This window comes from Paenibacillus sp. NPDC056933 (genome assembly GCF_042674385.1).
GTDB lineage: Bacteria > Bacillota > Bacilli > Paenibacillales > Paenibacillaceae > Paenibacillus.
Genome location: NZ_JBHUQN010000001.1, coordinates 975879 through 996208 on the forward strand (window position 1 = coordinate 975879; position 20330 = coordinate 996208).

A 20330-nucleotide genomic window follows, 5' to 3' on the forward strand; every position below is an offset into this window, starting at 1 on the left:
AACCCCATGAGAAATTGTGCGATATACAGCTCACAGTTTGACCTGGATCAGTTGTTTGAAATGATTCAATCCATATACCCTCAGGATACAATTGAGCGTAAGGAAGACAAAACCCACATTCAAGTTACACGCAAGAAGCTGTTCAGCAAAAAGACGAAGGGCTTCAATATCATGACCAGCCAGACACACCCTGAAGAATTTACTTCAATGATTCAAGGAATGTTGGGATTTCTGAGTCAGATTGAAGGAAAGAATCCTTCGCTGCAGGAAAAGGTATTGATTAAATGCGCTACACTGAATATGGTTGTTGGTATCGAGACCGAAGAAGACATTTCGGAGGAATTCTTCAATGAGTTATTGCACTTGGCAGATGCCCTCGATGCAGTCATCTTCTGGGGAGGTGGCTCCTTGCTGAACGCGCAAGGTCAGCTGCTGTTGGATGTCAACGGAGAATCCGAAGTGGAGGATTACAAAGTGACAGCTCACACCAGTTTTCTGGACGATGTCAGACCCCCGTCGGAATCTGCAACTCTGCGCAAAGAGCGGTCGGAGCAGCTTCTAACAGAGCAAGGAATCCCCTTTAATGTTCATTTGCCTGCAAGAGCGGGGGAAGAGTATATAACGATCCGTAGTGTGGAAGAAGTCGCACAGCGTGCGGTAGCGCTTTGTATTGCAGCACTCAAGGGTGAGTGCCTGGGAGCGGGCGAAAGCGCGGAAGATACAGCAGCGCTGGTCCAGGAAGTGATCGACAAGTATGATGCAGCTTCATTTTTTTCGCCTGTGGAGAGAAGATTTATCGAGCAACATGGGGCCGAGCATCAGGAGGTTATCTCCTTTTCATGGGGGTATGAAGCTTATCATGTGATGTTATGGGCGCTTGGCTACGTCAAGGAACTTGGAGCACCGGTAAATCTTTGTAACGTAGGCCAGGATGTAGGGTATTTGCAGCAATGTGACGATGTTGAAGCCTTTGTAGCCGGGGCACGGTTTCGCTCCAAAAGCGAGATTCTCGATGCAGCAGACCTAATTTACCGATACAACTGGGTGTGTGTGGACAGTCGTGTGAAGGAACAAGCACCTCCCGCGGATCTCAATGGCGGAGTGGCCTACGAACGTCACCGGGCATTGAACTGGCTGATTTGTTACCTGGATCAGGACTGGGATGATGTACGGACAGATACGTAGAATGGACTTTTAAAGTTAACTATTTTTATATAACCCAAACTCAAATACCCCCAAGCCAGGCAAACACTGGTTATGGGGGTATTTTGGCGTCTCTTGGTACCTTTCTGTTTACCCGCTATGTCTTCCGTACTGTTCCCGAATCATAACATCAGCGAGAATCAGCTTCTTCTCTACATTACTCTCCGGATTCACAATGCGCCATAACATCTGGTCGACTGCACGTGCACCAAGCAGTTCCTTGTTTACATTAACCGTGGCGAGCACAGGGATATTGTCGTACACATTATCAAAACCGGTGACCACGCACTGATCGGGTACGCGAATTCCCATGCTCTCCAGGGCTTCAATGGTGTAAAGCGCAAAGAAGTCATTGGCACAGACAAAAACCTCAGGCAAGTTCTCCTCGTTAATGACGGACGTAAATGTTTGACGGAAATCATCCACCTCCGGGCTGCTCAGTTCCGGGATCTGATTCAGATTCAATCCGTGTCCCATTAATACAGAAGTATAGGCGACCCAACGTTCATAGAAGCTGTGAGCATCACTGGTATTTCCGACAAACTGAAACCGTTTGAATCCCTTGCGCAGAAGATAGAGCATAATGTCACGCATGGAGGCAAAATTATCGGTAAAAATACTGTCACTATGAAAAACAGGGTCCAGATGATCCACCATAACGACGGGAATGCCCAGACGCTTGATTTCAAGCAGAATCGGTGTCGAGATGGAACCCACCGTAATAATGCCCCGAATGGCATCCGGGTTCAGCAGCGTGAATAATTGATCCGCAGAAGGTTCTGTCAGGGTGAGGATATTGATGCCTTTCTGATTCAGTCTGGATGATATCCCGTTAAAGACTGGACCCCAGTATACGGATTCCTGATTCTGATAACGAACATTGGGAAACAAAATCAAAATGGTTCCGCTCCACCGCATGTTCTGCGGGTCCTGAAGCTCATTGCTGCTATACATATCACCAGACAACATGCTGTTATCTTTGAAATATCCAAGCTTGCCAGCAGCCTTGAGAATAACGTCCCGTGTCTGTTCACTAACACCTGATTTTCCAGACAGCGCTCGTGAGACCGCAAATTTCGACAGACCTGTAAAATGTGCAATTTCCTGAATTGTTACCTTCGTCTTCATCATACCATCCTTACACTCGTAGTTCAGCCGTATTTTTACCTTGAACAATGAGAAACTGATTCTAGTATATCATGTTGTATTTCCCTTAATCTAATAACGGATGGAGAAATGAAAATGTTAGTACCCCTTACATGTAACGACGGAAAAAGACCACGGTGATGGATTGATATCAGGAGAAAATGGTCGTTTTTTGTTTTGTTTATTATTATTTTGTTATTTATTAAAATAACAAAAATGGCAAATGAATTTCCCGATAAAATGCGAGAGTACTCAGAATGGTATTTGGATAATATGCTTAAACAAAGGGGTTTAAGGTGGTGTAACAGCAGTTTATCAGAAAAATTAGAAAATGTTAACAATAAAAATGTTGACGCTTACATTATGCTATGTTAAATTTTGTTTGTCAAAACCAAACGAATAAATAACAAATGGTGGTGGTCATTCAATTTTTTTAGGAAGAATGAAATTCAAGAAGCTATGCTGGGCCATGATTTGTATACACATTCGGGGAGGTTGTTAAATTCATGATTAGAAAATGGAATGTTTTGCCGCTGATGTTATTGGCCGTGATGCTTTTTGTATCCGCTTGCAGCGGTGGTGGGACAGCTCAGCCGGGTACTGATGCAACAACCAATTCAGGCAACAGCACGGAGACCGCCGAGACAGACAAAGAAGGCGGAGCGGAAGAAGTGGCAGTCGATGTACCGGATTTGGGTGGACGTGTCATTAAGGTTGCGGCCTGGTGGGATCTGAAGCCTGCGGGGGAGACCGCATCGGATAAGGCTAGGCTGGATAAAATCGCTGAAGTCGAGAAGAAATACAACGTGAAAATCGAGTTTGTGAATGTGCCGTTTGAAGAATACATGAACAAATTCACTACAACTGCGCTGGCTGGCGAACCGTTTGCAGACATCGTTCAGATGGAATACAAATCCGCACTTCCCGCCATCCTCAAAGGGCAACTGCTGCCCATCTCCGAATTTACCACAGCTGAGAACAACATCAACCAAGAGGCTAACCTGATCGCGAAATACCCTGCCATCGCAGGCAACTCCTACGCATTTGATTCTCCGACCAGCATCGGTCTGGGACTTCACTACAACCGTGACTTATTCAAGAAGCTATCCCTGCCCGATCCTCAGGAACTGTACAACAAAGGCGAATGGAATTGGGACCAATTCATGGAACTGGCGAAGCAGGCAACCAAAGATACGGATAACGACGGAAAAATGGACGTATACGGATTTTCCGGCTGGGCCATTGACGTGCTTCGTCACTTTACCGCAGCCAATGGCGGCACGATTGTTGATGATGAACATTCGAAAGAAGGATTATCCGATCCGAAAACGATTGAAGCTGCCGAATTTGTCAAACGCCTGTATAACGTGGAGAATGTCGTGAAAGTCAAAACAGGCGACAAAACGAATTGGGAGGAAAGCAACACGTTCAAGGATGGAGATGTGGCTTTGTTCACTGCTGCGGAATGGCAATTGGGCGATATCACCTTTGCTGCAGGAGTCGTACCGATTCCGAACGGCCCTCAGGGCAATAAGGATGTAACATACGCCAACAACGCTGCTTCAGCAAAATTCATTCCCAAAGGTGTGGAAGATCCTAAAATCGTATACCAAATCTATGAAGAGACGTTCGACATCCCACAGATTGAAGAGTATCCAGGTCAGGATTACCTGGAGAGTCGGTATACCGACGAGAAGGACATCGCCATGATTCGAGAGCATATCGCGGGAACCGGACGCATCCTGCTGGATGATGCCTATGCTGGGTATCCAATCGGGGATTATGTAAATGACATTATCAAAAACAATGCATCCGTTACGGCAACTGCCGAGAAGTACAAAGCACAGGCACAAGCGGCAGTTGATAAGCTCGGCAAACAATAACACCGGCCGTTTACAGGCAGAGGTGCCGTGTGCTTGAGATCATGCACGGGCGCCTCTTTTCCTGGACCTTTGAAATAGGGTGCGGCTGGCATCAGCCTTGATGAGGAGGACTCGTAGAATGGCTGGAATTCTGCAACGAAAAAAATGGATCCTGCCCACAGTAATCGTAGCGGCGGCAGCCTGCGTCATACTGTATTTCACCTCCGGTGCGGATGTGGACAGTGCCGATGTTCCGCCAGGCAGTTTGCCTGCCATTGAGGTAGATGCCATCTTGCAGCAAACGAGGCAGAAGAAGGGTTATGAACAGTATCTGATTCAAGCCGGTGAGGCTTCACGGCCGGAGGCAGACATCACGATTGAAGCGGGGAACTACAGCCGAGCTGAGGGTGAGGGGGTCCATAAACTGGATCATTATGAGGGTATGGAAGGTACGGCACTTCATACCGGAGAGACTGGAGAGGTCGATTGGATTGTCGATGTGCCGGAAAGCGGGTTGTACAACCTTTCCGTTGTCTATTTTCCCGTAGAAGGCAAGAGCTCCGCGATCGAGCGTGCATTGTACATAGACGGTGAACTTCCGTTTGCGGAAGCCGCCTATTTGCAGTTTGACCGGGTATGGGGAAATGAGAAGGAAGTCGTTGAACAGGATAACCAGGGCAATGATCTTCGCCCAAAACAAGTGGAGAAACCCCGCTGGATAGAGGAAACATTTCAGGACTCGGACGGATACGAACAGGCTCCATTCAAGTTCTACCTGGAAAAAGGAGAGCACACGCTAACGCTGAAATCATCTCGCGAACCCATGGTGATTCGATCGATACGGCTATTCAATGAGAAGCCAGCCGTTTCTTATGCGGAAACTGCGGGGGCGCAGCAGATGAACTCATCCGGTCAGCCTAAGGATGTGCTTATCCGAATTGAGGGGGAAGCGGCTGTTGCCAAATCTTCACCTACGCTATATCCAACCAGTGAAAGATCAAGTTCAGCTGTGTCTCCCTACAGCGCTTCCCGAGTGCGTATTAATACGATTGGTGGCTATAACTGGCGTCTGCCAGGACAGTGGATCGAATGGGAAGTGGATGTGCCGGAGAGTGGACTTTATCATATCGGTTTTACCACTCAGCAAAATTTTGTTAAAGGCATCTATTCCACGCGCAAGCTGACCATTGATGGCAAAGTTCCGTTTGCCGAGATGACCAAAGCATCGTTCCGTTATCAAAGCGACTATCGCATCGACGTGATGGGCGGTAAGGAAGCTTACAACTTTCAGTTGGAAAAAGGCAAACATGTCATTCGGCTGGAGAACAGCCTGGGCGACTTTGCCCCACTGATCCGCAATGTGGAGGACAGTTTGTACAATCTGAACTCCATGTACCGGAGAATCTTGATGATTACAGGCACCAAGCCAGACGAATTTCGCGATTACCGGGTGGAGAAGCAGATTCCGAATCTGCTGGAGGTGTTCAGCGGGGAAAGCAAACGTCTGAAGGAAGTGGCAAAGCAACTTCGTCTCCTGTCAGGCCAGTCCAGCGATCAGGAAGCGTTGATCCAAACGATGGCCCAGCAGTTGGACGAGATGATTGACAAGCCGGATACCATTCCAAGAAGGCTCGCTGCTTACAAAACGAACACCGGCGGACTTGGTACCTGGGTACAGCAGGCTCGCGAGCAACCACTTGAGATTGATGCACTCTATGTAGCTTCACTAGACAACAGCATTCCCGGAACGGGTATGGGTCCGCTGGCGAAGCTTGGTCATGAAGCAAAGACATTCTATCATTCATTCTTCATTGATTATAACCAGATCGGGAACGTAGCCACATCGGAGGATCAGCGCACGGTGACGGTCTGGATCGGCAGTGGACGGGACCAGGCGAACACGATGAAGGCGATGATCGATGAGACCTTTACGCCGGAGAGCGGCATCAACGTTAATCTGAAGCTGGTCAACATGGGGACCCTACTGCCAGCCACCTTATCGGGTGAAGGGCCGGATGTGGCGATGCAGATCGGCAATGATCTGCCTGTGAACTTTGCGATGCGTAACTCAGCGGTGGATCTCACCCAGTTCAGTGACTATACCAGGGTGGAGCAAGAGTTTAGAGACAGTGCCATCGTACCGTACGCCTATGATTCAGGCGTGTACGCTTTGCCCGAGACACAGACCTTTAATATGTTGTTTTACCGTAAAGACGTGCTCGCAGAGCTGGGGCTGGAAGTTCCTCAAACGTGGGATGATGTCGAAAGCCTGCTGGCGATTCTGAGTAAAAATCATATGGAATTTGGCATGCCGGTGGTGGCCCAGGCCAATATGCAGGGCGTCAACATCCCGCCTAACTCGCAGTATGCCACGATGCTGTTACAGAACGGCGGCTCTTTCTATCGCAATGACGGCAAGGAATCGGATCTGGATTCCCGTATCGGAATTGAAACATTTAAGAAGTGGACAGAGTTGTATACCGATTACAAGCTGGAGCGGGAGTATGACTTTGCCAACCGTTTTCGGACCGGACAGATGCCGATTGGTCTGACGGATTACACGATGTATAACCAGCTCTCTGTATTTGCACCGGAGATCCGTGGATTATGGGGATTTGTTCCGGTTCCGGGGACTGTACAGCCGGATGGAACATTGAATCGGGACGTTCCGGGCGGCGGCAGCGCGGTCATGATGCTGGAAAGCGCCAAGGATCAGGAGGCCGCGTGGAAATTCATGAAATGGTGGACCAGTACACCGGTTCAGGCTGAGTTTGGCCGGGAGATGGAAGGGCTGATGGGCGCGGCTGCGCGTTATCCGACGGCCAACATCAAGGCACTCGATTCGCTACCATGGCCTGCTGAGGATTACGCCAACCTTAAGGCACAATTCGAAATGGTCAAGGGCATTCCCGAGGTGCCTGGCGGTTATTTTACCGGACGCCATCTGTTCAATGCATTTTACAAGACGGTTGTTGGCCAAGTGGAGGCCCGGGAATCCATTATGGATTACACCCAATATATTCAGGACGAGATTCGGATCAAGCGTAATGAATTTGGTCTTCCGTAAGCAGAGGGAGGGTTAACAGTGTCACAAATATCACTCCGAGACGGACAAAACAGTCCTCCTGAGAAAATGCCGGGGATGGGCCTGAAATCATGGTGGTCCTGGAAGCTCAAGGAAATGAAGGCCAGCAAACATTCCTATGTACTGCTTGCTCCTTACATGATCCTGTTCACCATGTTCACTGTGATTCCGGTGGTTATCTCCATCATACTCAGCTTTACCTACTTCAACATGCTGGAGTTTCCCCGTTTTATTGGCTGGCAGAACTATACCCGTCTGTTTCTGGAGGACGACGTATTCCTCATTGCCATCAAAAATACGTTGCTGTTTGCTATTATCACCGGACCGATCAGTTATATTGCCTGTTTTGTGTTCGCGTGGATTATTAATGAATTAACGCCCAAATGGAGAGCATTCATGACACTGATTTTCTATGCACCATCCATTTCGGGGAATGTCTATTTCATCTGGCTGATGATTTTCTCTGGGGATCGCTACGGAATAGCCAATGGACTGCTGATCAAATGGGGGGTACTGCTGGAACCGATCCAGTGGTTAAAAAGCGAAGCCTACATTATGCCGATCCTCATACTGGTGCAATTGTGGCTCAGTCTTGGAACAGGCTTTCTGGCGTTCATCGCCGGTTTGCAGACCGTAGACCGGACGTTATATGAGGCAGGCGCGGTAGACGGAATCAAAAATCGCTGGCAGGAGCTCTGGTATATCACCCTGCCTTCGATGCGCCCACAACTGATGTTCGGTGCGGTCATTCAACTCACGACCTCGTTTGCGGTGGCGGATGTCTCTATTGCGCTGGCTGGGTTCCCGAGTGTTAACTATGCAGCAGAGACCGTAGTGACCCATTTGATCGACTTTGGTACAACACGGTTTGAAATGGGGTACGCGTCGGCGATAGCAACCGTGCTGTTCATGATCATGGTGGGCACCAACCTGCTGGTACAGAAACTGCTTCGAAGGGTGGGAGAATAGCTATGGCTGCAATTGCGACAGGCAAAAAGCGGGTGAACCGCTCCTTATCGGGAAGCCTCTCCCTGTTTGCCCTTCTGCTCGTATTTGGTGCCTTTATGGTGCTGCCGCTAATCTATGCGATCAATAATGCGTTCAAACCGCTGGATGAGATTTTCACCTTTCCACCAACACTATTTGTCAAAAATCCAACGTTCAGCAACTTCACCGATCTGCTGAATCTGCTGAGTGACTCGTGGGTGCCGTTCTCGCGGTATATCTTCAACACGGTATTTATTACGGGCATTGGCATCGTGGGCCATGTGCTGCTCGCTTCGGCAGCGGCTTACCCGCTCGCCAAGCACAAATTTCCGGGCAAAGTGTTCATGTTTCAGGTGGTTGTGTTATCCCTGATGTTCACGCCTGCCGTAACGGCGATCCCGAACTATATGATCATGTCATGGCTCGGATGGATCGATACGTATTGGGCTGTCATTATTCCGGCGTTTGCCTATTCATTAGGTTTGTATCTGATGAAACAATTCATGGAGCAGATTCCGGATGCGCTGCTGGAGGCGGCGAAGATTGATGGTGCAAGTGAATACCGGATCTTCTGGTCCATCGTGATGCCGAACGTGAAGCCGGCCTGGCTCACCTTGATCATCCTTCTTTTTCAGATGTTATGGGGCAGTGACGGCAATGGATACATTTACAGTGAGCAGCTTAAGACATTGCACTATGCGGCGGGTCAGATCATTCAGGGTGGCATATCCCGGGCAGGTGCAGGTGCTGCGGTAGCGCTTATTTTGATGAGTGTGCCTATTACGCTGTTTATTTTCTCACAGAGCCGCATCATTGAGACGATGGCGAGCTCGGGCATGAAGGAATAAGGAGGAACGATATGGCACGCACAGTGAAAAGATGGCTTGTTCTCCTGGCGGCAGTATCGCTGCTGCTGGTGAATGCCGTGCCTGCGGCGGCCTCCCCGGCGCCGTATGAGAGCTATAACTACAACTACTGGCAAGAGGCTGTTCCTTCACCGGATGCCTATCTGCCTCAGCGAACCATATCGGGCAGCGACCTGGGCATTGGTGAATTCAAAGATCCCGGTGATGTGAATGTATCTCCCTCCGGGCAGATTTATATTTTGGATAGCGGAAACAACCGACTTATTGTGTTGGACGCGGATTATAAGCTGCTGCGGGTGGTCGAAGGATTTATGATGAACGGCAGCAAGGAGAGTTTTAATACTCCAGGTGGATTATTCGTGGATGAAGTGGAACGAATATACATCGCTGATACAGGGAACAGCCGCGTGGTTGTGCTGGATGCGGAAGGCAAACTGATCCATACCATTACGAAGCCGGAGTCCGATATCATCGCGACCAATGCTCAGTTCCAACCGCTGAAATTGACGGTGGATCGGGTAGGTCGGGTGTATGTGGTGGCTCAGGGTGTTTACGAAGGAATAATGCAGTTTGACGAGCATGGTCAATTCATCGGATACGTCGGTACCAACAAGGTGGAACGGGACTACGGCGAATACATTTGGCGGATGCTTTCAACCAAAGCCCAACGGGCACAGATGGTTTTGTTTGTACCGACCGAGTTTTCCAATGTGGATATCGACTCCAAAGGGTTCGTGTATGCGACCAATATCGACCCCGGTTCCAACGAACCGATCAAACGGCTCAACCCATCCGGCGAGGATGTGCTGAAACGATTTGGTTATTTTGATGTCAAAGGAGATGTCAGGTTCCGCAACAACCCGGGTCCATCCAAACTGATTGATGTGAAGGTGCTGGGTAACGGCATGTACAGTGTGCTGGATGCAACGCAGAATCGGGTGTTTACTTATGATGATGAAGGTCATCTGCTCTACGTATATGGAGGCAAAGGCAATCAGGTGGGCACGCTCAAAACGCCAGTAGCCATGGAACAATCCGGGGATCAACATCTGGTACTGGATCGGGGAAAAAACAATCTGGTGATCTATGAGCCAACACGGTTCGGAGCCAGCGTGAATGAAGCGGTTGCCCTTCACTATCAGGGTGAGGATACAGAGGCTGTCCATATCTGGCAAGAAGTGCTGAAGCTGAACGCCAACTATGATATTGCCTATATCGGTATTGGCAAGTCCCTGCTGATGGAGAAGAAAAACGAGGAAGCTCTGGGTTATTTCGAACTGGGGATGGATCGCAAAAGTTACTCTGTCGCGTTCAAAAGACATCGGCGAGAGATGATGAAGGAGCATTTGGGGACCTTTCTGACGCTTGCCATCGCGCTGATTTTCATTCTGATCCTGGCCCGAGTGGCGGTTAAATGGAGACGGAGGAGGCAAATGGACCGTGAAGCAGGATTACATTAAGTTTCCGCTGCATCTCATTTTTCACCCCATCGATGCATACTGGGATCTCAAGTCGGATAACCGGGGCCGGATGCTTGTCGCTTTTTCGGCACTGGCGCTCACCATAATCATGATGATTTTGCAAAAGCAATACGCGGGATTTCTCGTCAATTACATCGATCCTCGCACGATTAACAGCATCGTGGAGATCGCGACAGTTGTTGTGCCGTTCTTTCTTTGGTGCATGGCCAACTGGGCGGTAACCACCCTGATGGAAGGGGAAGGAAAGTTCAGGGAAATCTTTCTGGCAACAGGCTACTCGCTCATTCCGGTTATTCTGATCTATGCCCCGATGATCGTCATCAGCCGGTTCATGGTCCAGGAGGAGACTGCCTTTTATTATCTGTTTAATAGCATTGCGTTCTTCTGGTTTCTGCTGCTTCTCTTCATTGGCATGATGACGGTGCACCAATATACGGTGATCAAAACGATCATAACGATGCTGCTGACGGTGATTGTAATGGGCATCATCGTGTTCCTCGGAGCATTGGTGTTCAGCATGTTGCAGCAGTTATATGAATTTGGTTACAACATCTATCGCGAGTTGATTTTTCGGACCTAAAGGAGGCGGCATCCGTGAACAAAAGGCAACGAATATATGCGGTGCTGGCCAGTGGTGCAGCTGTGATCCTGCTTGCAGCCGGACTGCTGTATATCAACAACAGGGGAGTACCTGCCGTGGAAGCAACGGCTTATCTTGAAGCAACAACGGCGGCCATGTCAACCGGGACGGAGTCACTGCAATTCCTTTCCGATTCTTCCCAGGGTGTGCCGGGTATGCAGTTGGTTGCCGAAGACCAGGGGATGGCGCTCTATTACAACGAAGAGACGACCGAAATTGCTGTTCGAGATGGAACGAGTGGACAGATCTGGTACAGCAATCCGAACGAACGTAATCAGGATGGCCTGGCTTCCGGTTATGAAAAGGAAGTTCTGTCCTCCCAGCTGAACGTGTCATTTCGGGATGCAATCGGTACACTGGAGAACTTTCCGAACTTTAGCTCCAGTATCAGCAACCAACAATTTGCAGCTGTCAATGTGGAACAGGGAATTCGGGTTACATACACGCTCGGGGATACCTCGCTAGGTATTGATGCCCTGCCCAAACTGATCAGCAAACAGCGTCTGGAAGAGAAGGTCCTTTCGAAACTGGATGCTACAGTCGCAAGATATACGTCTGCCCGGTACTATCCAACCAAGAACAATCCGGATGTGCTGGAACGGCTCGATGGACAGATTTCAAAGCAGCTTGTGCTGAACAAGATGCTGGATGCCTTTGAGACGGCAGGGTACACCGCTGACGATCTTGCTTATGACAATCAGGAGAATGGGGTTGAAGGCGGGGGCATATCGGATAAACCAAGCTTCGTCATTCCGGTGGAATACCGGTTGGATCAAGGTTCGCTGGTGGTCACGGTGCCGCTAAGTCAGGTGAAAGAGAGCGGACCATACCGCATTCGCAATATCGATCTGCTGGCTTACTTTGGTGCGGCGGATACGAAAGGTGAAGGTTATATGTTTGTCCCCGACGGTTCAGGCAGCCTGATCTATCTGAACAACGGAAAGGTCAAGGAAGAGCAGTATGTACAGCGTGTGTATGGTGCAGATCCGAACGATAATTCGCTCGGTCGTCCTCAGGTGAGTGAATCTGTGCATATGCCTGTGTTTGGTCTGAAGAACGGTGAACATGCCTGGTTTGCCGTGATTGAAAAAGGGGATGGCATGGCCAGTATCTCTGCGGATATTGGAGGCAGGCAAAATAGTTACAACCATGTCTATGGCACGTTTTCCCTGCGGGGTGAAGATGAACTGGAGATGTATACCTCGCAAAAGATGCAAGAAATTCAGTTATTGAGCGAGGAACCTTTCCGTGGGGATATTCAGGTCCGGTACCATTTCCTTCATGGGGAAGATGCCAGTTATTCCGGCATGGCTCGGTTGTATCAGCAGCAGTTGGTGGGGCAAAGTGTACTGAAACCGCTGGAAAACGAGTCGGCATTAGCTTTTTACGTGGATGTGTTAGGTGCAGTGGACAAAAAAACTTCATTCCTGGGTGTGCCTTATCGGACCACATTGGCTATGACGACATATGAACAAGCGGCTGAAATGGCTGCGAAGCTGCAGCAGGAGGGTGTGAACCGCGTGCAGATGCGGTATCAGGGATGGTTTGGTGGTGGCTTCAGTCACGGTACACCCACCCAGGTCAAACTGGACAGTGAAGTGGGCAGTCGTTTTGAATTACAGAAGCTGTCTGAACAATTGAAGCAGTCTGGAGGAACGCTGTTCCCTGATGTGGCGTTCCAGCGCATGTATCACGATGATTGGAACTTTGCTCCATCCTCGGATGCAGCCCGATTTGTAACCAAGGAGACAGCTGAATTGTATCCATATAGTCCTGCCCTCAACCGGATGGATCGGAGCATAGACAGCTATTATCTGCTGTCGGCCGCCAAGCTGCCGTATATGGTGAGTGAGTTTGCCGGAAAAATCAACAAATTGGAACTCAGCGGATTATCTCTGCGTGATCTCGGGCAGGTATTGAGCTCGGATTATCGCGATAGTCGTGTCATCCACCGGGAGACCGCGAAGAACATCGTGAAAGAGCAACTGGGCAAGCTGCAGCAAGAGTATCCAAACATGATGTTATCATCAGCTAACGCCTATGCGTGGGGATATACGCAGCATATTGTGGATGCTCCCTCAGGATCCAGCCGGTTCAACATTACCGATGAGGAAGTCCCTTTTTATGAAATGGTCATTCATGGATATATGGACTACGCTGCTTCTCCAATGAATACGTCGGGGGATCAGGATCTGCGCAAACAACTGCTCCATAGTCTGGAGCTGGGCTCAGCTCCGCAGTTTCAATGGACGTACGAACCAGCATCCAAGCTAAAGCTGACCAGTTATGATTCGGCTTATGCCACTGACTATGCATATTGGGTAGATGAGGCAGCTGAATTATACAAGGAAGCAAATGGGGTACTGGGTGACTTGAGAAACCAGCCAATGACCGAGCATGAACGAGTTCAGGATGGTGTTGTACGTGTCACATACCGTGGCGGGGCGTCTATTCTGGTGAATTACAATGATGATCCGGTAACGATCGATGGAATTACCGTTGGCGGGGCGGACTATACAGTGGAAGGAGTGAACCGATGAGAAGCCTTCGTTTGTCGCTGAAATCACGAAGAGCGCTGCTTGGACTTGCGTTTATTTCGCCATGGCTGATTGGTTTCATCTTTCTGTTCGCCACGCCGCTGCTGCAATCGATCCGGTTCAGTTTGAGCAATCTCTCGGTTGCCCCAGGAGGATATGTACTGGATTTTGTCGGGCTGAAAAATTTCAAGGATGCCATACTGGTTGATGCTACATTTAACCGGATTTTGGTGGATTCGGTCGGAGCGATGCTGCTGAATGTGCCGATGATTCTGTTCTTCAGTTTGTTTACAGCAACACTGCTTAACCAGAAATTCAAGGGTAGAACGATGGCACGTGCGATCTTCTTCCTGCCGGTTATTCTGGCCTCCAGTGCGGTGGCAGCGGCCGAGTCCGCAGGTCTGATCAATCTGATGGGGGACGCTAGCGCGGTTGAATCCACGGCTGACGGAGGAGCTTCGTTCAACGTCGTTTCCATCGTACGGATGCTGGCGGATGTAGGGTTACCCCTGGCCTACGTGGATTACATTGTTGAAGCCATCATGCGGATTTACGAGATCATTAGCAGCTCGGGCGTACAGATTCTGATCTTTCTCGCTGCGCTGCAATCGGTACCGGGCTCGATGTATGAAGTGGCCAAAATTGAAGGCGCAACAGCCTATGAATCATTCTGGAAAATTACGTTTCCTATGGTGAGTCCATTGATTCTGACGAATGTCATCTATACCATTATTGATTCCTTTGCAGGCAGCCCGGTGACCGAGACGATCTACCAGACCGCATTCAAAACCCAGAACTTCGGTCTGAGCTCAGCCATGTCCTGGTTATACACACTGGTCATCGGTCTGGTACTGGTTGTTGTTGGATGGGTGCTGTCACGACGGGTTCATTACAATTGAAAGCGAACGAACGTTGAAGGAGGCATAGGACTATGGCTGTGTCGGGAACGGATCGCATGGTGGTGGTTCCAAGAGAGAACTACCGCATGCAGAGGGTGCGAAACAAGACATCGGACCTCCTGTATTCCATATTCAGATATGCACTGGTTATCGGTATTTCATTTATTATTTTGTATCCGCTGGTTCTTAAAATTTCGGTTGCATTCAAGGATAAGCAGGATATCTATAATCCGACCATCTATATGATTCCCCAGCATTTTACGCTGGATAATATCAAGCTTGCGGCACAGGTAATGGATTATTTGCCTTTACTGGCAAATACGCTGTTGTTCGTCACGATTACAACGCTGCTCACAGCCATATCCTGTGCGTTAGCCGGATACGGCTTTGCCCGCTTTTCCTTCCCCGGAAGCAATGTGCTGTTTGTGTTGGTGATCCTCACCATTCTGGTACCGACAAGCACCCTGATGGTGCCGATGTATCTGCACTTCCGCAGCTTTGACATCCTGGGAATGGTTCATCTGTTCACGGGGCGTGAGGGGATCAACCTACTGAATACATATTGGCCGTCCATGATTACGGCGGCTACGGCAGGTGGGCTGAAGGCAGGGCTGTTCATTTATATTTTCCGTCAATTCTTCAAGGGCATGCCCAAGGAAATTGAAGAAGCTGCGCTAATCGATGGAGCAGGCGGGTTTCGGACATTTGCCCGAATCATGCTGCCCAACGCCATTTCACCGCTAATCACGGTCATTCTGTTCTCCTTTGTCTGGCAGTACAATGATACGTTCTATTCGGCGTTATTCATGAGTGAAAGTCCACTCATCTCGCTGAAGGTGGCGTCCTTGCCAGCCCAGGCGAACCAGTTAATTCCCCAATTGATGGGTTTTGGTTCGAACTCGGGTATGAAGGCCGATCCGAACTATGTCGCCATGATTGTGGATACGGGCATTCTGCTGGCGATTGCACCGCTTATTATTTTGTATCTGTTTGTACAGCGCTATTTCGTGGAAAGTATTGAACGTTCCGGTGTTGTGGGTTAAGAAGCGGAGGAAGGTAGAAATAGAGTAATCAGCTTATCGGATTCGAAGTTGGTTGTGTTAATGGGCGTGGACCATGCCATATAGTGGGGGGATAGCTATGACGGAGAGCAGGATTAGCAGTGTTCTGGTGAATGAAGCAGCAACTTCTGAGGCCAGAGAACTGATGAATTTTTTGGCAGAACGTTATGGAAAAGGGGTACTGTCGGGACAGCAGGATTATGGCAATCTGAACTGGATTAATGAGAATACAGGCCGGAAGCCGGCGGTAATCGGATTCGATCTCATGGAATATTCTCCTTCAAGAACAGAACGAGGTGCGATCTCACAGGAGATTCGGGATGCGATTGCATGGCACCGGCAAGGCGGAATTGTGACTCTCTGCTGGCACTGGAATGCACCGACGAATCTGATTGACGAACCAGGCAAGGAATGGTGGCGGGGGTTTTATACCGATGCCACCACCTATGATCTTGCCTCGGCGCTGGCTCATCCCAAATCGGAAGAATATACCTTATTGATCCGGGATATTGATGCAATTGCAGGACATCTGCAAGAACTAAAGGATGCTGGGGTGCCTGTGTTATTCCGGCCGCTTCATGAAGCGGAAGGAGGCTGGTTCTGGTGGGGAGCCAAAGGACCTGAACCTGCCAAGCAGTTGTATCGTCTGCTGTATGATCGATTGGTCAACAAGTATGATCTGGGTAATCTGATCTGGGTGTGGAACTCAGAAAAGCCGGAGTGGTATCCGGGTGACGATGTGGTGGACATTGTGAGTGTGGATGTGTATCCAGAAGCAGGGGATCACAGTCCACTAGCTGAACGTTATGAGAATCTGCGCACACTGGTGAATGACCGAAAAATCATTGCCCTAGCCGAGAACGGCTCCATTCCTGATCCAAAGCAAATGAAAGAGCAGGGCGTGCACTGGAGCTGGTTCTGTACCTGGACGGGAGGGTTCCTGAGGGATGGCAATCATAATGCCATATCTTATTTGAAGGAAGTATACCATAGCGAATATGTCGTAACCCTGGATCAATTACCGAAGTGGAGCTGGAAATAGGCTGTCATCTGAACGATTACTAAACTATAAAAGCGTCAGCAAAGCATAAGGAATTATGCGAGTTCTGACGCTTTTGTATTGATCATTTTTTTGTAAATGGGTGAGTTCCGATTAAATGAGCTACCCAGCAGCGTTGCATAGCATGGCACTGATTTTCGGGAATAAAGCCTCATTGGAAGTAAACAAAATGTAGGATTGATTGGTTGTACGGATTAAGATTGTTTCGGAAGCGCCATAGGCTGCGCCGATTCGAACGGCTGAAGGCTCACTTCCACCATATGTATCATCAAGGGTAACTGCTCTAATATCTGAGATGGGGAATTCTATTTTGGAAAGCTGCCAACGGATGATTAGTTGATTCTCTACTTGCTGTACTTTGATTCCTAACATAAATAAAGCCCTCCTTATTATGCCTTATCATATGTAGTCATTTCTCCTCTCTTTTATTAGTTTATCATTTGGTGGTTAATATTTCCTTAATAAAAGCGAATCTGGCGAATAAAGGGCACTGCGTGAGTTTCATCGAAACGAATGATTTTGCTATTGGTATTTCCACTAATGTGGACATGAGGTACATTATAAGTAGATGTAAGAAGTTGTTTTTGTATCTGAGTAAAACTCAGGTTGTACGAATAATAAACTCTAGCATTTGTGAATGAGTGTGTATTTACATCTTTTGAAAAAGAGGCGGGACCCGAATGACGGACCTGAACGCATATCATTATTTTGAAAAAAGTGTTGGACCATTCCGCAATCTCTCCAGTCTGTCCGAACAGGAGGCAGAAGTCGTTGCGCGGCGTATCCGGCAGGAAGGCCGAAATTTTGCCAGTCAGCGTTCAGCAGATTACATGATGATTCGCAGAGCGCTTGAGCAGAAAGCGTACGAGCAGTTTATCGCCAAAGGTGGGAAACCGACCAACCGTTATCCTCATTACCTGACCCTGGGTGCATGTGCGTGGTTGGAATCATGGTATACCGATCCTGATTGTGTCACGATCTCCTGGGAGGAGCTGCCTCCTGATTCCGTTAGTTTTACCTACGGCGATTTGTTTCCAACGATGCGTTATTTGGATGATAAAGCTTACCGTAAGCAGGTCTACACCAAAGATGAAATTCTGGACGTTATTCGATCCTATGGATGGCCTCAGGAATGGAATCGACAGGGTGATCTCGGTCCCGAACGTTATATCGAAGTACAGGTCTGGAACGAGGGCATCATCAGGCCATATCGTCAACGTTTTGACGTGTGAAACGGATGAAGAAATTCAGGCGAAGCGTTCGTATTGAAGGTGGGCGTTTCCTGATGGGCACGAATGCCCCCGAAGCTTTTACCGCAGACGGGGAAGGCCCCGTCAGGGAAGTTCAGGTGAACTCCTTTTATCTGGACGCATGTACGGTAACGAATGCGGAATTCGCCCAGTTTGTACGTGGGACGGGATATCGGACTGAGGCGGAGCAGTTTGGCTGGTCTTTTGTTTTTCATCTGTTTGTTTCTCAGCAAACAGCGGTTCAAGTTCGAACCGTGGTACAACAGACGCCCCGGTGGTGGGTTGTTGAAGGTGCAGACTGAGCTCATCCCGAGGGGCCTGATTCTAATCTGAACGATCGTTCTGATCATCCATCGGTTTGTAGATTAAGACACGGGGTGCTTCACCCGAATGAGCAACCCGAACAGACCCAGTACAGCAAAGGCCAGAAACGCTGTGGTGTTGGAGAACATTTCAATGGTGTAACCTGCTATGGATGAACCCAGGAACTGCCCTGCTCCGAGAGCCAGAAAAGCAAGGCTGATCCCGATGGACGTATTCGGGTTGAATAGTCTTGTGGCCCAAACAATGAATACACTGGTCAGAAAAATATAGGTGCTGCCAAACACAATGGCTGAGATCAAGCTGGCGGCCATCGATGGAAGAAGGATAACGCCAAGTGAAAGAGACAAGAGCAGAATTCCTATCCGATAGGACCATCCGATCCCAATGCGTTCAATAATGCGACCAGCACATCCCCCGAGAATCCCCATAATCCCCATCACAATCCAGAACAGTACGGCTTCCGAATCGGAGGCCCCTTTTTCGTCCGTGAGGAAGTTTCGGGCAAAGGTCCAATAGATTGCAGAACTGATGCCTGTCAGAAGGGAAGCCATAAGCAGAGCTACACCGGGTCTGGTCGGCTTCATGCATGCCCAGAGGGACTTGGTACAAGGCTCTGTTTTGCGTTTGGAAAGAACCCGTCTATTCCACACCACAACCACCACACCGAGAACAGCGAAGAAGATGTAGGTTAAACGCCAATATTCAGTGAACAGCCAGTAGATCGGACCGGATACGATAATGCCAAAGCTGGTACCTGTGTTAATCCAGCTGTTTCCTCTGGCTTGCTGTTCAGGCGCAAGCTCAGCATAGACGGTGTTGCCCAATGCAGGAGAAGCGAGGCCCGTACTTAATCCGGCGAGAAATACGCTTAACGTAAGAATAAAGGCGTTTGGAGACAAGCCAATGCCCAATAAACCGAGTACAGCACTAACGCCAGCTATTTGAATAACATGATAGTGCCCCATGCGATTAATAAGAAGTGGAGCACTAAGCAAGGACAGGCAGTATGCAATGTAGGTTGCGGAATTGATTGCTCCGGACTGGGCATCGTCCAGTTGCAGTGCTTCCGAAATTTCCGGCATAAACAGCCCGTAGCTGAATCTCCCGAATGCATAACATATCGCGATCAGTGCAATCCCTGGGAAAATTACTTTTTTCATTAAATCCACCTCTTTTTTAGATAGAACGATCATTATATTTTCTTTGAAATAAAAAAGTGAGTTGAACTACTAACTCACCCGGTCTGGGATCACTTGAAACTATTTTGCGTCATGTGAATGAGTTCCCGACATACACTATTTACATTTTCTGTCTCAGCGAGTGCGGTAGAACCCTCCAGCAGCAGGTTAAATTGCAACACTGCACGGTTGCTTGCGGCAGGATCAAGATTTTTGATCAAGGTCATCACATGTTTCTTATGTGCGTTGACAGTTTGTACTATGACGTTGTCTGGATCTCCGCCAAATTCCTCCTTGGCACGCAGAAACAAACATCCTCTCGACTCATGCTCCATTAACCAGCGTGCATGGCCTTCCGCCAGATTGACGAATACGGACTGCGCTTTGTTGTCGGCGTACTGCCGCAGCTGCTCCAGATAGCGCTGTTCGCGCCGCAGAAGCACTTCTACAATGAGATCATCTTTGGAGTTGAAGTGATTATATAACGTCATGATGGCGATCCCGGCATCTGTGATGATTCGCTTCAAGCCGATGGAATGAAATCCGTGCAGGTAGAATAATTCCTCAGCCACGTTCAACAGCATTTCCTTTTTGCTGCTCATAAGGATGATACTCTCCCTTCAGAATAAGATAGAACGATCATTATATTTCTAAATTATAGAAAACGGTCCCCATTGTCAAATACTGTGAACCATTTCAATTGCCATTTGGTGAGAGCTTCTAGCCATTCAGCAGGGCCAATGGAATCTGT

16 protein-coding genes and 1 pseudogene are annotated in these 20330 nt (G+C 48.8%); 13 read left to right on the forward strand and 4 right to left on the reverse strand.

From position 1 onward, the window contains the following. Window positions 1-6 precede the first annotated feature (6 nt). On the forward strand, window positions 7-1185 hold the full coding sequence (locus ACFTRD_RS04515) for a DUF4272 domain-containing protein (RefSeq protein WP_379377932.1): 1179 nt from the start codon (window positions 7-9) through the stop codon (window positions 1183-1185). A gap of 108 nt (window positions 1186-1293) precedes the next feature. Here the strand turns inward: ACFTRD_RS04515 and ACFTRD_RS04520 are convergent, their stop codons facing one another. Further along, window positions 1294-2334 (reverse strand): LacI family DNA-binding transcriptional regulator, encoded by a 1041-nt coding sequence (locus ACFTRD_RS04520; RefSeq protein ID WP_379377933.1) that lies wholly within the window; start codon window positions 2332-2334, stop codon window positions 1294-1296. A 521-nt stretch (window positions 2335-2855) separates the two neighbouring features. Between ACFTRD_RS04520 and ACFTRD_RS04525 the strand changes: the two genes are divergently transcribed. The 10 genes from ACFTRD_RS04525 (at window position 2856) to ACFTRD_RS04570 (ending at window position 16809) form a co-directional block, all read left to right on the forward strand. Further along, window positions 2856-4232 carry an ABC transporter substrate-binding protein gene (locus tag ACFTRD_RS04525; RefSeq protein ID WP_379377934.1) on the forward strand — a complete coding sequence of 459 codons (1377 nt, stop codon included), beginning with the start codon at window positions 2856-2858 and terminating at the stop codon, window positions 4230-4232. A 118-nt stretch (window positions 4233-4350) separates the two neighbouring features. After that, complete coding sequence (locus tag ACFTRD_RS04530; RefSeq protein WP_379377935.1) at window positions 4351-7278, forward strand: extracellular solute-binding protein; 2928 nt, start codon at window positions 4351-4353, stop codon at window positions 7276-7278. 75 nt (window positions 7279-7353) lie between these two features. After that, window positions 7354-8265, forward strand: a complete 912-nt coding sequence (locus ACFTRD_RS04535; protein WP_379381181.1) for a carbohydrate ABC transporter permease — start codon at window positions 7354-7356, stop codon at window positions 8263-8265. A 2-nt stretch (window positions 8266-8267) separates the two neighbouring features. Further along, a complete protein-coding gene (locus ACFTRD_RS04540; RefSeq protein ID WP_192265310.1) occupies window positions 8268-9131 on the forward strand; it encodes a carbohydrate ABC transporter permease in 864 nt (287 codons plus the stop codon). 11 nt (window positions 9132-9142) lie between these two features. Beyond that, window positions 9143-10609, forward strand: a complete 1467-nt coding sequence (locus ACFTRD_RS04545) for a gluconolactonase (protein ID WP_379377936.1) — start codon at window positions 9143-9145, stop codon at window positions 10607-10609. Then, window positions 10590-11210, forward strand: coding sequence for a YIP1 family protein (locus tag ACFTRD_RS04550; protein WP_379377937.1), 621 nt, complete (start codon window positions 10590-10592; stop codon window positions 11208-11210). Before ACFTRD_RS04545 ends, ACFTRD_RS04550 begins: the two co-directional genes overlap by 20 nt. Window positions 11211-11224: 14 nt before the next feature. Beyond that, window positions 11225-13810, forward strand: coding sequence for a DUF5696 domain-containing protein (locus tag ACFTRD_RS04555; RefSeq protein ID WP_379377938.1), 2586 nt, complete (start codon window positions 11225-11227; stop codon window positions 13808-13810). Then, window positions 13807-14706, forward strand: a complete 900-nt coding sequence (locus ACFTRD_RS04560) for a carbohydrate ABC transporter permease (RefSeq protein ID WP_379377939.1) — start codon at window positions 13807-13809, stop codon at window positions 14704-14706. Before ACFTRD_RS04555 ends, ACFTRD_RS04560 begins: the two co-directional genes overlap by 4 nt. Before the next feature lie 32 nt (window positions 14707-14738). Further along, on the forward strand, window positions 14739-15749 hold the full coding sequence (locus tag ACFTRD_RS04565) for a carbohydrate ABC transporter permease (RefSeq protein WP_192265321.1): 1011 nt from the start codon (window positions 14739-14741) through the stop codon (window positions 15747-15749). Window positions 15750-15846: 97 nt separating this feature from the next. Then, window positions 15847-16809, forward strand: a complete 963-nt coding sequence (locus ACFTRD_RS04570; RefSeq protein ID WP_379377940.1) for a glycosyl hydrolase — start codon at window positions 15847-15849, stop codon at window positions 16807-16809. A gap of 120 nt (window positions 16810-16929) precedes the next feature. Here the strand turns inward: ACFTRD_RS04570 and ACFTRD_RS04575 are convergent, their stop codons facing one another. Further along, window positions 16930-17199, reverse strand: coding sequence for a SunI/YnzG family protein (locus ACFTRD_RS04575; protein ID WP_379377941.1), 270 nt, complete (start codon window positions 17197-17199; stop codon window positions 16930-16932). A gap of 308 nt (window positions 17200-17507) precedes the next feature. Between ACFTRD_RS04575 and ACFTRD_RS04580 the strand changes: the two genes are divergently transcribed. Both ACFTRD_RS04580 and ACFTRD_RS04585 read left to right on the forward strand, forming a co-directional pair. After that, window positions 17508-18059 (forward strand): hypothetical protein, encoded by a 552-nt coding sequence (locus tag ACFTRD_RS04580; RefSeq protein WP_379377942.1) that lies wholly within the window; start codon window positions 17508-17510, stop codon window positions 18057-18059. Between the two features lie 26 nt (window positions 18060-18085). Continuing rightward, a pseudogene (locus ACFTRD_RS04585) lies at window positions 18086-18376 on the forward strand (SUMF1/EgtB/PvdO family nonheme iron enzyme); the annotation flags it as partial. A gap of 66 nt (window positions 18377-18442) precedes the next feature. Here ACFTRD_RS04585 and ACFTRD_RS04590 read toward each other — a convergent pair. Together ACFTRD_RS04590 and ACFTRD_RS04595 are read right to left on the reverse strand one after the other, a co-directional pair. After that, window positions 18443-19561, reverse strand: a complete 1119-nt coding sequence (locus tag ACFTRD_RS04590) for an MFS transporter (protein ID WP_379377944.1) — start codon at window positions 19559-19561, stop codon at window positions 18443-18445. Window positions 19562-19650: 89 nt separating this feature from the next. After that, complete coding sequence (locus tag ACFTRD_RS04595) at window positions 19651-20181, reverse strand: TetR/AcrR family transcriptional regulator (protein WP_379377945.1); 531 nt, start codon at window positions 20179-20181, stop codon at window positions 19651-19653. Between the last annotated feature and the right edge of the window lie 149 nt (window positions 20182-20330).

Bases quoted from the DNA above. Each gene is read 5' to 3' on its own strand.
- ACFTRD_RS04515 (WP_379377932.1), top strand. From the start codon at position 7: ATGAGAAATTGTGCGATATACAGCTCACAGTTTGACCTGGATCAGTTG.
- ACFTRD_RS04520 (WP_379377933.1), bottom strand. From the start codon at position 2,334: ATGATGAAGACGAAGGTAACAATTCAGGAAATTGCACATTTTACAGGT.
- ACFTRD_RS04525 (WP_379377934.1), top strand. From the start codon at position 2,856: ATGATTAGAAAATGGAATGTTTTGCCGCTGATGTTATTGGCCGTGATG.
- ACFTRD_RS04530 (WP_379377935.1), top strand. From the start codon at position 4,351: ATGGCTGGAATTCTGCAACGAAAAAAATGGATCCTGCCCACAGTAATC.
- ACFTRD_RS04535 (WP_379381181.1), top strand. From the start codon at position 7,354: ATGGGCCTGAAATCATGGTGGTCCTGGAAGCTCAAGGAAATGAAGGCC.
- ACFTRD_RS04540 (WP_192265310.1), top strand. From the start codon at position 8,268: ATGGCTGCAATTGCGACAGGCAAAAAGCGGGTGAACCGCTCCTTATCG.
- ACFTRD_RS04545 (WP_379377936.1), top strand. From the start codon at position 9,143: ATGGCACGCACAGTGAAAAGATGGCTTGTTCTCCTGGCGGCAGTATCG.
- ACFTRD_RS04560 (WP_379377939.1), top strand. From the start codon at position 13,807: ATGAGAAGCCTTCGTTTGTCGCTGAAATCACGAAGAGCGCTGCTTGGA.
- ACFTRD_RS04565 (WP_192265321.1), top strand. From the start codon at position 14,739: ATGGCTGTGTCGGGAACGGATCGCATGGTGGTGGTTCCAAGAGAGAAC.
- ACFTRD_RS04570 (WP_379377940.1), top strand. From the start codon at position 15,847: ATGACGGAGAGCAGGATTAGCAGTGTTCTGGTGAATGAAGCAGCAACT.
- ACFTRD_RS04575 (WP_379377941.1), bottom strand. From the start codon at position 17,199: ATGTTAGGAATCAAAGTACAGCAAGTAGAGAATCAACTAATCATCCGT.
- ACFTRD_RS04580 (WP_379377942.1), top strand. From the start codon at position 17,508: ATGACGGACCTGAACGCATATCATTATTTTGAAAAAAGTGTTGGACCA.
- ACFTRD_RS04590 (WP_379377944.1), bottom strand. From the start codon at position 19,561: ATGAAAAAAGTAATTTTCCCAGGGATTGCACTGATCGCGATATGTTAT.
- ACFTRD_RS04595 (WP_379377945.1), bottom strand. From the start codon at position 20,181: ATGAGCAGCAAAAAGGAAATGCTGTTGAACGTGGCTGAGGAATTATTC.